12 protein-coding genes are annotated in these 13719 nt (G+C 59.8%); 7 read left to right on the plus strand and 5 right to left on the minus strand.

Annotated features, from left to right (window positions below; translation table 11 throughout):
* The first annotated feature begins 32 nt into the window (after nucleotides 1-32).
* Nucleotides 33-833 (plus strand): response regulator transcription factor, encoded by an 801-nt coding sequence (locus ACSFE6_RS21845; RefSeq protein ID WP_435429522.1) that lies wholly within the window; start codon nucleotides 33-35, stop codon nucleotides 831-833.
* Nucleotides 834-1041: 208 nt separating this feature from the next.
* Entirely contained in the window at nucleotides 1042-2661 is a 1620-nt protein-coding gene (locus tag ACSFE6_RS21850) for an FMN-binding glutamate synthase family protein (RefSeq protein ID WP_435429523.1), read from the plus strand.
* Nucleotides 2662-2686: 25 nt separating this feature from the next.
* Here ACSFE6_RS21850 and ACSFE6_RS21855 read toward each other — a convergent pair whose 3' ends face one another.
* Genes ACSFE6_RS21855 through ACSFE6_RS21865 form a run of 3 tightly spaced genes read right to left on the minus strand, consistent with a single transcriptional unit; the run spans nucleotide 2687 to nucleotide 5509 of the window.
* Complete coding sequence (locus ACSFE6_RS21855) at nucleotides 2687-4195, minus strand: glucosyltransferase domain-containing protein (protein WP_435429524.1); 1509 nt, start codon at nucleotides 4193-4195, stop codon at nucleotides 2687-2689.
* Nucleotide 4196: 1 nt separating this feature from the next.
* Nucleotides 4197-5138, minus strand: a complete 942-nt coding sequence (locus ACSFE6_RS21860) for a glycosyltransferase family 2 protein (protein WP_435429525.1) — start codon at nucleotides 5136-5138, stop codon at nucleotides 4197-4199.
* Complete coding sequence (locus ACSFE6_RS21865) at nucleotides 5135-5509, minus strand: GtrA family protein (RefSeq protein WP_435429526.1); 375 nt, start codon at nucleotides 5507-5509, stop codon at nucleotides 5135-5137. Before ACSFE6_RS21865 ends, ACSFE6_RS21860 begins: the two co-directional genes overlap by 4 nt.
* A gap of 243 nt (nucleotides 5510-5752) precedes the next feature.
* On the opposite strand from ACSFE6_RS21865, the gene ACSFE6_RS21870 reads away from it, so the two are divergent.
* From ACSFE6_RS21870 to ACSFE6_RS21890, 5 genes are all read left to right on the plus strand, one after another.
* Entirely contained in the window at nucleotides 5753-6880 is a 1128-nt protein-coding gene (locus ACSFE6_RS21870; protein WP_435429527.1) for an OpgC family protein, read from the plus strand.
* Nucleotides 6881-7147: 267 nt separating this feature from the next.
* A complete protein-coding gene (locus tag ACSFE6_RS21875; protein ID WP_435429528.1) occupies nucleotides 7148-7606 on the plus strand; it encodes an REP-associated tyrosine transposase in 459 nt (152 codons plus the stop codon).
* Between the two features lie 270 nt (nucleotides 7607-7876).
* A complete protein-coding gene (locus tag ACSFE6_RS21880; protein WP_435429529.1) occupies nucleotides 7877-10987 on the plus strand; it encodes a transglycosylase domain-containing protein in 3111 nt (1036 codons plus the stop codon).
* A gap of 217 nt (nucleotides 10988-11204) precedes the next feature.
* Complete coding sequence (locus ACSFE6_RS21885) at nucleotides 11205-11780, plus strand: PadR family transcriptional regulator (protein WP_435429530.1); 576 nt, start codon at nucleotides 11205-11207, stop codon at nucleotides 11778-11780.
* Nucleotides 11777-12568 carry a siderophore-interacting protein gene (locus ACSFE6_RS21890; protein WP_435429531.1) on the plus strand — a complete coding sequence of 264 codons (792 nt, stop codon included), beginning with the start codon at nucleotides 11777-11779 and terminating at the stop codon, nucleotides 12566-12568. The genes ACSFE6_RS21885 and ACSFE6_RS21890 overlap by 4 nt, the downstream gene beginning before the upstream one ends.
* A gap of 100 nt (nucleotides 12569-12668) precedes the next feature.
* On the opposite strand, the gene ACSFE6_RS21895 is transcribed toward ACSFE6_RS21890, so the two are convergent.
* Together ACSFE6_RS21895 and ACSFE6_RS21900 are read right to left on the minus strand one after the other, a co-directional pair.
* Nucleotides 12669-13331: a Pr6Pr family membrane protein gene (locus ACSFE6_RS21895; protein WP_435429532.1), complete on the minus strand. Its 663-nt coding sequence runs from the start codon at nucleotides 13329-13331 to the stop codon at nucleotides 12669-12671.
* Nucleotides 13332-13333: 2 nt separating this feature from the next.
* Nucleotides 13334-13564, minus strand: a complete 231-nt coding sequence (locus tag ACSFE6_RS21900) for a VF530 family DNA-binding protein (RefSeq protein ID WP_008016727.1) — start codon at nucleotides 13562-13564, stop codon at nucleotides 13334-13336.
* Nucleotides 13565-13719 lie beyond the last annotated feature (155 nt).

A 13719-nucleotide genomic window follows, 5' to 3' on the forward strand; every position in this document is an offset into this window, starting at 1 on the left:
CGCCGCTGGGGTAACACGATAGGGGTAGATGCATGACACTCTCGTTGGACGACATCGCCTGGCACCGCTCGGTGGGGCAACTGATCGACGCCCTGGACAAGCCCAATTTCTGGACGCAGCTGGTGCGCCTGTTGGATCAATACGTGCCCTGCGACAGCTGGGTGGCGTTGCTGTTCAGCGCCGACCAGCACCCGCAAGTGTTCGCCGAATGCCCGGGCGAAGACGGCAGCCCCGACCAACTGTTCCAGGATTACCTGCGCGGGCTGTACCTGCTCGACCCCTTCTACATCGCCTGCCGCGAGCAATCGCGCACCGGCCTGTACCGCTTATCGGAAGTGGCGCCGGAGCATTTCGAACTCACCGAGTACTATCAACGCTACTTTCGTGTGAATGTCGTGGCCGACGAAATCCAGTTTAATTGTCAGCTCGAAGGCGACCGCACGTTGTGTCTGTCGCTGGGCAGCAAGCAGCGCTTCAGCGCTGGGCAGATTGCCCTGCTATCGTTGATTTCTCCGTGGGTGCTGGGTCTGCTGCGTCAGCGCCTGCCCTACGAAATCAACGAAGTGGTGGCCCTGGCACCCGCGCCGGCAAACACCGATTGGCGAGTGCAGTTGGAAGCCTCGGTGCAGCAACTCAAAGGTGCGCAATTGACCGCCCGGGAGCTGGATGTCGGGCGCTTGATGCTCAGTGGTTGCTCCAGCAAGGAAATCGCCCGCAAACTTGAAATCTCCATCGAAACCGTGAAAGTCCATAAGAAGCACATGTACAGCAAGCTGGGGATCAAGTCCCAGTCCGAGCTGTTTTCGATTTTTCTCCAGGCACAAAATGCCTGATTGCCGTGGAACGCTTTTTACTGTGGGAGCGGGGGGGGGGGGGGAGGGGGGGTTGTGTCCCCACCCTCGGGCGTCTTGAACACCCCCCCCCCCCCCCCCCCCCCCCCCCCCCTCCCCCCCCCCCCCCCCCCCCCCCCCCCCCCCCCCCCCCCCCCCCCCACAGTGAAGTCCGTGTACGCACAACCGAGCCCGAACCCAAGGAAACCGTATGAGCCTGTCACTCCTGAGCCGCTACGCCTTCTTTGCCGTCTGCGTGATTTTCACCCTCGCCAGCCTGCCCTTCCTCGAACACGACTGGCTCTGGCCGATCACCGCCGTTACCGGCGTGCTGAGCCTGCTCGGCGTGTTCGATCTGTTGCAAAGCCCTCACGCGGTACGGCGCAATTACCCGATCCTGGGCAACATCCGCTATCTGGTCGAAGGCATTCGCCCGGAAATCCGCCAGTACCTGCTCGAATCCGACAGCGATGCCCTGCCCTTTTCCCGGGCTCAACGCTCGCTGGTCTACTCCCGGGCCAAGAATGAAAGCGCCGACAAACCCTTTGGCACCCTGATCGACGTGTATCAGTCGGGCTTCGAGTTCATCGGCCACTCCATGCGCCCGGCGCCGTTGAGCGACCCGAGCGGTTTCCGGGTCACGGTCGGTGGCCCGCAATGCACCCAGCCGTATTCGGCGTCGGTGTTCAACATCTCGGCCATGAGCTTCGGCTCGCTCAGCGCCAACGCCATCCGTGCCTTGAACCAGGGCGCGAAACTCGGCAACTTCGCCCACGACACCGGCGAAGGCAGCATCAGCCCCTATCACCGCGAACACGGCGGCGACCTGACCTGGGAGCTGGGTAGCGGTTACTTCGGCTGCCGCACCGCCGACGGTCGCTTCGACCCGGAACGCTTCGCCGCACAGGCGCAAACGCCGCAAGTGCGGATGATCGAAATCAAGTTGAGCCAGGGCGCCAAACCCGGCCACGGCGGGATCCTGCCCAAGCACAAGGTCACCCAGGAAATCGCCGACACCCGTGGCGTTCCGATGGGCCAGGATTGCATCTCGCCGTCGCGGCACACGGCGTTTTCCACGCCGATCGAGATGATGCATTTCATCCAGCAACTGCGTGAACTGTCCGGTGGTAAACCGGTGGGCTTCAAGTTCTGCCTGGGTCATCCGTGGGAGTTCATGGGCATTGCCAAGGCCATGCTGGAAACCGGCATCCTCCCTGACTTCATCGTCATCGACGGCAAGGAAGGCGGCACCGGCGCCGCGCCACTGGAGTTCACCGACCACATCGGCGTGCCGATGCGCGAAGGCCTGTTGTTCGTGCACAACACCCTGGTGGGCCTGAACCTGCGGGACAAAATCAAGCTCGGCGCCAGCGGCAAGATCGTCAGCGCGTTCGACATTGCCAGCGTCCTGGCCATCGGCGCCGACTGGGCCAACTCGGCGCGCGGTTTCATGTTCGCCATTGGCTGCATCCAGTCACAGAGTTGCCACACCAACAAATGCCCGACCGGCGTCGCCACCCAGGACACCCTGCGCCAGCGCGCATTGGTGGTGCCGGACAAGGCCCAGCGGGTCTACAACTTCCACCGCAACACCCTCAAGGGCCTGGCCGAAATGCTCGCCGCCGCCGGCCTTGAACACCCGTCACAGCTGTCGGCCAAACACTTGGTGCGACGCATGTCGGCCACCGAGATCAAACTGTTTTCGCAGCTGCATGTGTTTTTGAAACCGGGGGAATTGCTGACGGGAGAAGTGAACGGTGAGTTCTACTCGCGGATGTGGCAGATGGCGCGGGCCGACAGTTTTGAGCCCAATGAAATAGCCGCTGCCTGATTCCCACTGTCCCGATCGGATCGCATCACCAACGCAGCGATTTGATCGGGGCCGGCTCCTTCATCACGATGAAACCGTAATCACCAATCAGGTAGATCCGGTAATACGGGCTCTCCACCAGCGGCGCAAAATGCTGATACCCCACCCGCGTCGCATTTCGCCGCTCCCGCTCCGCAACCACGTTGGTGATGCCGACCTTGGGCAGGTTTTCCGCCAGCATGTAAAAGTCGGTGTTCAACAGATAGTGCAGCACCGGCAATTGCTTGAACGAGCCCGCGGCCCCCAGCAACCAGTGATCGGAGTAAGTCACCGACATGTAAATGCGCTTGGCCTCGCGCAAGGCCGAATGGCTGCTGATATCGCGCTCGAGACTGAACAGCGCGCTGGTGGCAAAGGTTTTCTGCACCGTCAGCACCCGGCCATAGGCAAACGACAGTGACAGCATCGCCAACAGCGGCACCAGCAACAGCAGCGGCAGTCGCTCATGCACGGTCGCCAGTGCCAGATGGCTTAGATAAAACAGCAGCACCAGCCACACCGAAAACCCCATCAGGGTCCTGGCGCCTTCGTTGAAGTCGCGAAAGAACAGCGCCACACCCGAAACCAACAGCAGCACTGCCGGAACTGTCAGCACACACAGCAGGCCAATCAACAACCGCTTCGGTGCGCTCTCCTTGCGCCGGCCGATACTCAATCCCAGGAAAACCGCACCGACAATGGCGCACAGCAACAACACGGCGAATACCCAGGCAAATCCGCCATGGAACAGCAGCACGACTTTTTCCAGCACCCGGCCAATGTTGACGTCGATTTGCAGCAAGGGCTGCGCCGATCCATTGAGCAACAACGTACGATTCTGCCCCATGAACGGAAACGCCGTGACGCAGTAAATCAACCAGCCCAACACAACCTGGGCAAATCTCCAGCCGATCAACTCACTCCACTGCACCGGAGCCTTTTGGTCGCTGGCCACTCTGACCAACTCCAGGCAACACAGTCCCAGAAACACATTCAGACTGATCTGATACAACCCCAGGGCCAGCGCAATCAGAAACGAAGGCACCAGCCATTGCACACTGCGTGAGGGGTGGCGAAAGGTGATCGCATGGATCACCGCCACCAGGCTCAGGGCCATGGGTGCGCCGTCGTATTGATAGGACAGGTTTTGCAGGAAAAACGGGTTGTACCAGAGCGGCAACAGCACCAGACAGCAAGCGATGGTGGGCTGCCGGAAGTAATGAAAGGTCAGGCGGGTCAATGCCCAGGACATCGCCAGCGTGGCGATCAACAACGGCAATGGAAAGATGTTCGGCGCTGCATCCGTGAAGGTGAGCGCGTTGTAGAACAGCTGGGTGAACAACCTTCCCTGCTCCGCCCAGGCCATGCCGGCCGAGAGCGAGCGCCAGTTGTCATCGATGTAGGGATAGTCCGCGAGGATCAGCGGCACAACATACACAAACGTCGCCAGCAGAAAAAACACCCAGACCTGACGGCGCCCCAGCTCTTTGACGAAAAAGTCGCTGAACCTGCCCATGCTAGGGCCCGCGCTGCGGTTTGCCGCCGACGATGTCCTTGACCACGTAGCGCGGCCGGTGCTTGGCTTCGATATAGATCCGACCGATGTACTCGCCGAGGATGCCGATGCCGATCAGTTGCACGCCACCGAGAAACAGAATGGCGGTCATCAACGATGGATAACCGGGCACGCTGTTACCGTTGAAAATCTTGTCCAGCACCATGTACACCGCGTAAAGCACGGCGAAAATCGACACGAATCCGCCCACATAGGTCCACAACCGCAACGGTACGGTGCTGAACGACGTCACGCCTTCCAGCGCCAGGTTCCACAGTTTCCAGACGTTGAACTTGCTGCTCCCGGCCACGCGCCGGGCCCGTTCGTACTCCACCACCACGGTATTGAAGCCGGCCCAGGACAATACGCCCTTCATGAACAGTTGATGCTCGGGCAAGGTTCGGATGACGTCGACCACCTTGCGATCCATGAGCCGGAAGTCCCCGACGTTTTCTTCGATCCGTGTGTACGAAATGCGGTTCAACAGGTGGTAGAACAACGCCGCGCTGTGGCGTTTCAAGTAGCTGTCGGTATGACGGTCACGGCGCTTGGCCAGGACCACATCCGCACCTTTTTGCCATTGCTCGACCAGTTGCGGGATGACGCTGATCGGGTCTTGCAGATCGACGTCCATCGGGATCACGGCATCACCGCTGGCATATTCCAGGCCGGCAAACAGCGCCGGCTCCTTGCCGAAATTGCGGGAAAAATTGATCAGCATGACCAGATTGTCCGCCTGCGCCAGCGTGGCCGCCTGGTCGGCGGTGCCATCGGTGCTGCCGTCGTTGATGAAGACGATTTCCACTTCGGCATCGCCCAGCTTCAATTCGCGACGCACGGCGCGATAGAACAGCTCAATCGCCTGTTCTTCGTTGAATACCGGAACGATGAGCGAAATTTTCATGCGCCACGCTCGCGAAACACCACGTACTTGGAAAACAGGAAACCCAGGACCAGACTCAAAGCCGAAAACAGCGCCACGGTCAGCAAGCCATGCAACCGCCACAGGTCACCGGCATACCCGACGCCATAACTTAGTGCCCCCATCGCGGCCATGAACAGCAGGTAGCCGCCGACCGACATTTTGCTGTCGAAGGTGTAGAGCGCGTTCATGTAGAAGGAAAACGAGGCCGCCACACAGAAGGCCACCAGATTGCTGAGTGCCTGACGCAGACCCGCCGCCACGCTCAGCAGGAAGAAGATCTGCCAGTGGATAAGGGTGTTGGCGACCCCGATCACCGTGTAGCTGGACAACCCTTTCCACAACCGTCTCATACTGACGATCCTGCGCTGGACGACGTTGCATCACCCTATTTATTTGAGCTTGTCTACTGTCAGAAATCACAGGCAAGGGCAGCTTTCAGACCAGCGGTTAAACGCTGCATCAACATTCCGAAATACCCCGGTTTTGCAATTGCCGACAAATCGGGCCACCCTGCGCGCCGCCGATGTGCGGCGCGCAACCATTCGCGCCGTCGACTACTCCTTTGTTCAACATCTGTTTACGAGCCTGCCGTCATGACGCTAGCGCGCGATCACCGGATCGATTTCTTTCGCGGTCTGGCACTGATCTTCATCTTCTGGGATCACGTGCCTCACAACCCTTTGGGCCAAATCACCCTGCGCAATTTCGGCTTCAGCGATGCCGCCGAAGTCTTCGTGTTCCTGGCCGGTTACGCGGCGGTGCTGGCTTACGGCAAAGTGCTGGCGCGGGAAGGTTTCCTGATCGCCTGCGTGAAAATCCTGCGCCGCGCCTGGGTGCTGTACGTGGTGCACATTTTCCTGCTGGCCATGCTCATGGGCATCGTGTTCTTCGCCAACAGTCACGTGGAAACCCGGGACCTGGTGGAAGAAATGGGCATGCACCACTTCATCAGCGACCCTCAGCAAGCCTTGATCGATGAGTTGCTGCTGCGCTTCAAACCGAACCTGATGGATCCGCTGCCGCTATACATTGTGCTGCTGGCGGGGTTGCCGCTGGTGCTGCCGATGCTGGTGCGCAAGACCTGGGTAGTGGTGGCGCTGTCACTGGCGTTGTATCTGATGGTGCCGCTGGCCGGCTGGAACCTGGCTGCGATCAAGGATGGCGTGTGGTACTTCAACCCCGTCGCCTGGCAACTGCTGTTTGTCCTGGGCGGTGCCGCCGCGATTCATGCACAGCGCCCACGCCTGCCCAATCCCCGTCCATTGCTGCGCCAGCCGTTGTTCATGACCGCCGCCGTGTACGTGGTCGCTGCCGGGGTACTGACCATCGCCTGGCGCTGGCCGCACATTCACGACGCGCTGATGCCTACCAGCCTGAGCAATCTGCTGTACCCGATCAGCAAGACCAACCTGTCGCCGGTGCGCTTGCTGCACTTCCTGGCGCTGGCCTACGTCACGGCGAAACTGCTGCCCGATACCGGCTGGACGCAACACTGGCTGGCCCGGCAAAACTGTCGAATGGGGCGCTTTTCGCTGGAAATTTTCTGCCTGGGCGTGTTGCTGGCGCCATTGGCGGACATGATCAACGCCATGACCGACGACGCCTTCGCCATGCAGATTTTCACGGCGCTGGTCGGCGCCGGGTTGATGGCGTTGCTGGGGGCTTGGCTGGAGTTCAATAAGCGGTTGAATCAGTCACCACAAACCGCACCCGCAACATAATTGCTTTTGTGGCGAGGGAGCTTGCTCCCGCTCGGCTGCGCAGCAGTCGCAAAATCAGACGACCTGTTTATCCTAACTAACTTAATTGCAGATTTTGGGGCCGCTTCGCGGCCCAGCGGGAGCAAGCTCCCTCGCCACAAAAACTTCGGTTTCACCAAATCTGAAGATCCTTCATGAATCTCCGAATTTTCATTCAGACGTTACCGTTACGCGTAGGAAGCCGATTGACTAGGGTCAAAGCGGACCAACCGCAAAAGGATGCAAGGAATGCCTCCACACCCAAACTCACATCTCCTGCGCCATGGGCGTTACTCGGAATCGGGCCGGGCCTATCTCATCACTGCCGTCGTGCATCAAAGACAACCCTTATTCAGCGACTGGAAGATCGGACGTTTGCTGGTTGCAGAACTCAGGCGCGCCCATGACCAGGGTTGGGTCAATTCGATTGCCTGGGTCATCATGCCTGACCATCTGCATTGGCTGGTGCAACTGGAACAGCGCACCTTGGCGCAACTCATGCAAGCCACCAAGTCTCGCAGCACATTGAGCGTCAATCGAACGCTGAATCGTGAAGGCGCTTTTTGGCAAACCGGCTTTCACGACCGAGCCATCCGTGACGACGAAGATCTTCTACCGTTCGCTCGCTACATAGTCGCTAACCCGTTGCGCGCTGGGCTGGTAGATAAAATCGGCAACTACCCGCTCTGGGATGCCTGTTGGCTCTAACTCCGATCTATTGATTCATGCACCTCCTGTGGCGAGGGAGCTTGCTCCCGCTGGGCCGCGAAGCGGCCCCAATTCCAGTTATTGTGGATGGCCTGCACGAACGGGTTGACTGGTTTTGCGGCTGCTACGCAACCGAGCGGGAGCAAGCTCCCTCGCCACAGGGATCGGTGGGTAAGCGATGATTGGGGCTTCACAATTTTTTCACCATCGCCAACCACCGTCTAAGCTTCAGACAAGTCCGATCAATCTGCGTGAATGGATCAATCGACTATGGGCGCTTTGTGGCAAACCGATTCGAGTGAAACCGTGGTCCCGACTGAACGTGTGGATGAAGCGCCTTTACCTGAAAAACCCCGTCGTAACCGGCACGGCTGGAAGGCGTTCTGGGTGCTGATGCTGATTATCGCGATCGTCGTGGGGCTGGCAGCCGCCAAGGAAATGCGCACGTCGAGGTTTCAGGCCCGGGAAGTCAGTAAATTCGCCAAAACCCTGAGTTATGAGCTCAAACCTGGGCCCAGCGATTCCATTCGTTACCCCGGCGCCGGTCCCTTTGATTTGCGCTTGGGCTATAGCTCGCTGGGTGAGTTCCTGCCGCGGCTGATCAAGCGCGATTACGTGATTTCTGCCCAGACCCGCTTTTCCCCGGCGCTGATGGATTACACCAATAAAGGCTTGTTCGTGCCTTACTCGGAAAAAATCCAGGCCGGTTTGTCGATCACCGACTGCAAGGCGGCGCCGCTCTATCAGTTCAACTACCCGCAACAACTCTATTCCAGCTTCGAATCGATCCCGCCAGTAGTGGTTAGCAGCTTGCTGTTTATCGAGAACCGTTTCCTGCTCGACCCTCGCCAACCTTTGGCCAACCCGGCGGTGGACTGGCCGCGGTTCGGCATGGCGGCTTACACCCAGGTTGCCAAAATGCTGCATTTGCCCGGTCAATCGGCGGGCGGCAGTACACTGGCGACGCAACTGGAGAAGTACCGGCACTCGCCCGACGGCTTGACGGTGTCGGGCGGGGAGAAAATCCGCCAAATGATCTCCGCCAGCGTGCGCGCCTATCAGGACGGGCCGGAAACCCTCAAGGCCCGGCAGAACGTGGTGCGCGACTACCTCAACAGCGTGCCGCTGTCAGCGGTCCCCGGCCATGGCGAAGTGCACGGCATGGCCGAAGGTCTGCGCGTGTGGTACGGCGCCGATTTCAACGAGGCCAATAAACGCCTCGCCAGCGACGCGACGGATCCAAAAAGCCTCGCGGACAAAGGCCTGGCCCTGCGCGAAATGCTGTCACTCATGATTGCCCAGCGCCGCCCTTCCCATTACCTGACCAAGGGCCGCGACGAACTGGCCGACCTCACCGACAGCCATATTCGCCTGCTGGCACAGAACGGCGTGATCGATAAACCTTTCGCCGATGCAGCATTGGCCAGCAAGGTCACCTATCGCGACTGGTTGACCCAGCCGACCATCCAGCCGATCGAAACCAACAAGGGCATCAGCGTGGCGCGCAGCCGGCTGGCCGGTTTGCTCAATCGTCCGCTGTACGACCTTGACCGCCTCGACCTATCGGCCACCAGCACCCTGCAAGGTGACTTGCAGACCCAGGCGACCGCCTACCTGAAAAGGCTGGCCGACCCGGAATATGCCAAGGAAATCGGCCTGATGGGCGAGCGTTTGTTGACCCCCACCAGCACCACCCAGGTGCGTTACAGCTTCACCCTGTTCGAGCTGACCCCGGACGGTTCGCGGGTGCGGGTGCAGACCGACAGCACCGATCAGCCGTTCGACATCAACGAAGGCAGCAAACTGGAACTGGGCTCCACGGCAAAAATGCGCGTGCTCACCACCTACCTGCAAATCATCGCCGAGCTGCACGACAAATATGCCGGCATGAGTGTCCCGGACTTGAAGAAAGTCGAAGTGCCAGAACTGGATCGCCTGAGCCAATGGGTCATCGAATATCTGATCCAGAACAAGGATCGCAGCCTGCCACCGATGCTCAGTGCCGCGCTGGACCGCAAATACTCGGCCAGCCCTGGCGAGGCGTTCTTTACCGGTGGCGGCCTGCATACGTTCCATAACTTCCGCAAGGAAGACAACGGCCGCCTGCCGACCCTGCGCGATTCCATTCGGGAATCGATCAACCTGCCATTCATTCGCCTGATGCGTGACATCGTGCGCTACACCACCTATTCCGGCCCCAACAGCAGCGCCGAATTACTCAAGGATGACCGCGACCCACGGCGTCAGGAATACCTGGCTGAGTTCGCCGACCGCGAAGGCACCTCGTTCCTGCTCAAGTTCTGGAAGAAGTACCGCAACAAGGACACCCAGGAACGGCTCGAAACCTTCCTCGACAGCATGCGCCCGACGCCGATCCGCCTGGCCGCCGTGCACCGTTACCTGCTGCCCCGGGCCAGCCAGGAAAGCTTCAATATCTTCGTGCGTTCGCACCTGGCCGGCACCCAGCTCACCGAAAAACTGACCGACGATCGCCTTATACGTCTCTATGAAGCCTATGGCCCCGGCATCTACGACTTGCCGGACCAAGGCTTCATCGCCAAGGTGCACCCGCTGGACCTGTGGATGATGGGCTACCTGCTCAACCATCCCGATGCCACGTTCAAGGACATCGTCAAGGCCAGCCAGTTCGAGCGTCAGGAAGTCTATAGCTGGCTGTTCAAGAGCCGGCACAAGGGCGCCCGCGACAACCGCATCCGCACCATGCTGGAGATCGAGGCGTTCCTCGACATTCACCAGCGCTGGCAGAAACTCGGCTATCCATTCGATCACCTGGTGCCGTCGCTGGCCACGGCCATAGGCAGCTCCGGCGACCGCCCGGCGGCGCTTGCCGAGCTGATCGGCACCATCCTCAACGATGGTGTGCGCATGCCGACACTGCGCATCGACAGCCTGCACTTCGCAGCGAACACCCCCTATGAGACCAAACTGATCAACGATCCGGATGTCGGCAAACGAGTCATGCCATCCGAGGTCGCCACGGCCATGCGCGAAGCCCTGTCACAAGTGGTGGACGCTGGTACGGCCAGGCGTGTCTCCGGCAGTTTCGTGACCCCCGACGGCAAACCCCTGGCCATGGGTGGCAAGACCGGTACCGGCGATAACCGCATCGAGGCCATCGGCTCCGGCGGACGGATTCTGAGCTCCAAGGCCCTCAACCGCACCGCGACCTTCGTGTTCTATATTGGCGACACCCATTTCGGCACCCTCACCGCTTTCGTGCCGGGACGCAGTGCCGAGAACTTCACCTTCACCTCGGCGTTGCCCGTGCAAGTGCTCAAGGGCATGGCACCGATTCTCAACCCCTATCTGCAACCGGGCAGCCATACGCAGTGTCTGCCAATTGAAATGGTGCGGCGTTGATCACGGGCAACCAACCCTACCGAGTGCTAAACCTCCGAACAAATAGGCCTCGTCCCCATGGAATGAGGCGCTTCGCCTTAAACAAATGCCAGGGGGAACCCAGAGCCTATTGCCGGGCGCCGCTCGTCGACCAATGAAAGTCATTCTCAACAAAAGCCTTGATTTCGTCACAAGATATATCTTACGTTGTATCTAAACGTGACGAGAGAAAGCAAAAATGAGAGACCATCATTCCCCCCACCGCGAACACAGCGACAGCCGCGACGGCTTCGAAAAGCGCCACGGCCGCGAACGCGGTGGTCGTGGACCACGGGTATTTGCCCCCGGCGATCTGAAGTTACTGCTGCTGGCGCTGATCGCCGAGCAGCCCTGCCATGGCTATGACCTGATCCGCCAGATCGAAGACATGTTCGATGGCGCCTACAGCCCCAGCCCCGGCGTGATCTACCCGACCCTGACGTTTCTTGAAGAAAGCGAAATGATTCTGGGCGACGCCGAAGGCGGAAAAAAACGCTACAGCGTGACCGACGCCGGACGTCTTTCCTTGAGCGAGCAGGCGATTGCGCTGGATGGCGTACGCATGCGCATCGAGGTCAGCAAGCGCTCATTGCGCGGCCATGATCGCCCGCCGGAGATCCACGAAGCGGTGCACAACCTGCGTCATGCCCTGCAAATGCATCACGGTCGCTGGAGCCCTGAAGAAATCCTGCGGGTGCGCGACCTGCTCAACAACACCGCCAAAGCCATTGTCGACGGCCCTGCCGTTACACCTGATCAGGAGCCTGCCAAATGACTGACGTCATCGACCCATCCCAAACCATTCACCGCGTCATGCATGAAATCAAACGTCGGCGCCTGGAAGTACTGCGTGTGGTCGACCTGACCCCGCGCATGCGTCGGATTACCTTGGGCGGACCTGAGCTGGCAGGGTTCGTCAGCCTCGGCACGGACGACCACGTCAAACTGTTATTCCCGCAGAACGCCGAACAGGCCGCCGCGCTGGATAACCTGGTGCTTGGCGCCGGCAAGATTGACGGGGTCATGCCGGAAATGCGCGATTACACACCGCGTCGGTATGACCTGAATACGTTGGAACTGGACATCGACTTCGTCCTCCACGGCGACGGCCCTGCGTCGACCTGGGCCGAGCAGGCCAAACCCGGCCAGTTCCTGCACATCGGCGGGCCACGAGGCTCGATGATCGTGCCGGACATCTTCGACAGCTACCTGCTGATAGGCGACGAAACCGCCCTGCCCGCCATCGCCCGACGCCTCGAAGCCCTGGCAGCCAATCGCCGTGCGCTGGTGATCATCGAAGTGGAAAACGGCAAGGAGCAGCAAGTGCTGCAGAGTCCTGCCGAGGTCAATGTGATCTGGGTATTACGCGAAGGGGGCAAGGATCATTTGCTGACCACCGTGCGGCAAGTCAAAGTCCCGACCGGCAGCCTGTATGCCTGGGTCGCCACCGAGAGCAAGGTGTCGCGGCAGATTCGCCGGGTGTTGCTGGATGAGCATGGGCTGGACGAGCAATTCGTCAAGGCGGTGGGCTACTGGCGCCTGGAGGATAGTGACGAGGAGTAACCTCTTCACTGACCACTTCGCGAGCAGGCTCGCTCCCACAGGGGCAGATGTACGCCGATCCATTGTGGGAGCGAGCCTGCTCGCGAAGGCGATGCCGCCATCACTGCAAATGCACACCTTTGCCACGGCGACCGAGCCACCGATCCAGCCCGATCAACACAAGTGAAATGCCCACAAACCCCACCAACAATCCACCCGCATTGATAAACACCTGTGGATAACCCAGCTTGTCCACATCAATGAACGGATACGGATAAGTCGCCAGCAAATGTCCGCGCAGCAATGCATAGGCGAAATACACCAGCGGATAAATCACCCACAACGCGATATGCCGCAGCCGTAATGTGCCCTTCGGCACCCAGCACCACCAATAGACCATAAACAGCAGCGGCATGACGTCGTGCAGCAGTTCATCAGCCAGCCATTGCCAGCCTTCGGGGTGCCACAAATGGCGCAGCAACAGGCTGTACGCCAGGCCGACCACGGCGATGCTCACGGCAATGCCGCTGCTGACCCACGGCTGCAAGAACCAGCGACGCGTCGCGGATTCTCGGGACGTCAGTTCACAGGTCAACACCGTTGCCACCAAGGTATTGCTGAGCACGGTGAAGTAGCTGAAGTAACTCACCAACCCGCCCAACAGGCTGGCTTGGAATGTCCAGCGCGAATGGAAAATCAGGTACATCTGAATGCTCAATCCGGCCCAGCCGAGGATGGCGACAAGCGCCACAAAACGACGCCGCGCGACTGACTGTTCGGCCATATTCAGAGCGGACGCTTGGTGCGCATCAGCTTCACGTACAAGCGTTCGACCTTCTCCCGCGCCCACGGCGTTTTGCGCAGGAACGTCAGGCTCGACTTGATGCTCGGATCACTCTTGAAGCAGCGGATATCGATGCGCTCGGCCAGCCCTGACCATTCGTAATGTTCAACCAGGGCGTTGAGGATTTGCTCCAGGGTGACGCCGTGCAGCGGGTCGTGATTCTGTTCGGTCATGCCGGGCCTTCAGCGATGTGAGGATGAGAAGCCGCGCACCTTAGCCGAGGGCTTCGTTGGGGGGAAGTGGTCTGTTTAATGTAGGCGAACCGCGACAACTGTGTGGGAGCGAGCCTGCTCGCGAAAGCGGTCTGCCTGCTTGCACAGATGTTGAA

The organism is Pseudomonas baetica (assembly GCF_051216495.1).
GTDB lineage: Bacteria > Pseudomonadota > Gammaproteobacteria > Pseudomonadales > Pseudomonadaceae > Aquipseudomonas > Aquipseudomonas baetica_B.

Excerpts from the sequence above, each read along its gene's own strand:
- ACSFE6_RS21845 (WP_435429522.1), top strand. The coding sequence starts at position 33 with ATGACACTCTCGTTGGACGACATCGCCTGGCACCGCTCGGTGGGGCAA.
- ACSFE6_RS21850 (WP_435429523.1), top strand. The coding sequence starts at position 1,042 with ATGAGCCTGTCACTCCTGAGCCGCTACGCCTTCTTTGCCGTCTGCGTG.
- ACSFE6_RS21855 (WP_435429524.1), bottom strand. The coding sequence starts at position 4,195 with ATGGGCAGGTTCAGCGACTTTTTCGTCAAAGAGCTGGGGCGCCGTCAG.
- ACSFE6_RS21860 (WP_435429525.1), bottom strand. The coding sequence starts at position 5,138 with ATGAAAATTTCGCTCATCGTTCCGGTATTCAACGAAGAACAGGCGATT.
- ACSFE6_RS21865 (WP_435429526.1), bottom strand. The coding sequence starts at position 5,509 with ATGAGACGGTTGTGGAAAGGGTTGTCCAGCTACACGGTGATCGGGGTC.
- ACSFE6_RS21870 (WP_435429527.1), top strand. The coding sequence starts at position 5,753 with ATGACGCTAGCGCGCGATCACCGGATCGATTTCTTTCGCGGTCTGGCA.
- ACSFE6_RS21875 (WP_435429528.1), top strand. The coding sequence starts at position 7,148 with ATGCCTCCACACCCAAACTCACATCTCCTGCGCCATGGGCGTTACTCG.
- ACSFE6_RS21880 (WP_435429529.1), top strand. The coding sequence starts at position 7,877 with ATGGGCGCTTTGTGGCAAACCGATTCGAGTGAAACCGTGGTCCCGACT.
- ACSFE6_RS21885 (WP_435429530.1), top strand. The coding sequence starts at position 11,205 with ATGAGAGACCATCATTCCCCCCACCGCGAACACAGCGACAGCCGCGAC.
- ACSFE6_RS21890 (WP_435429531.1), top strand. The coding sequence starts at position 11,777 with ATGACTGACGTCATCGACCCATCCCAAACCATTCACCGCGTCATGCAT.
- ACSFE6_RS21895 (WP_435429532.1), bottom strand. The coding sequence starts at position 13,331 with ATGGCCGAACAGTCAGTCGCGCGGCGTCGTTTTGTGGCGCTTGTCGCC.
- ACSFE6_RS21900 (WP_008016727.1), bottom strand. The coding sequence starts at position 13,564 with ATGACCGAACAGAATCACGACCCGCTGCACGGCGTCACCCTGGAGCAA.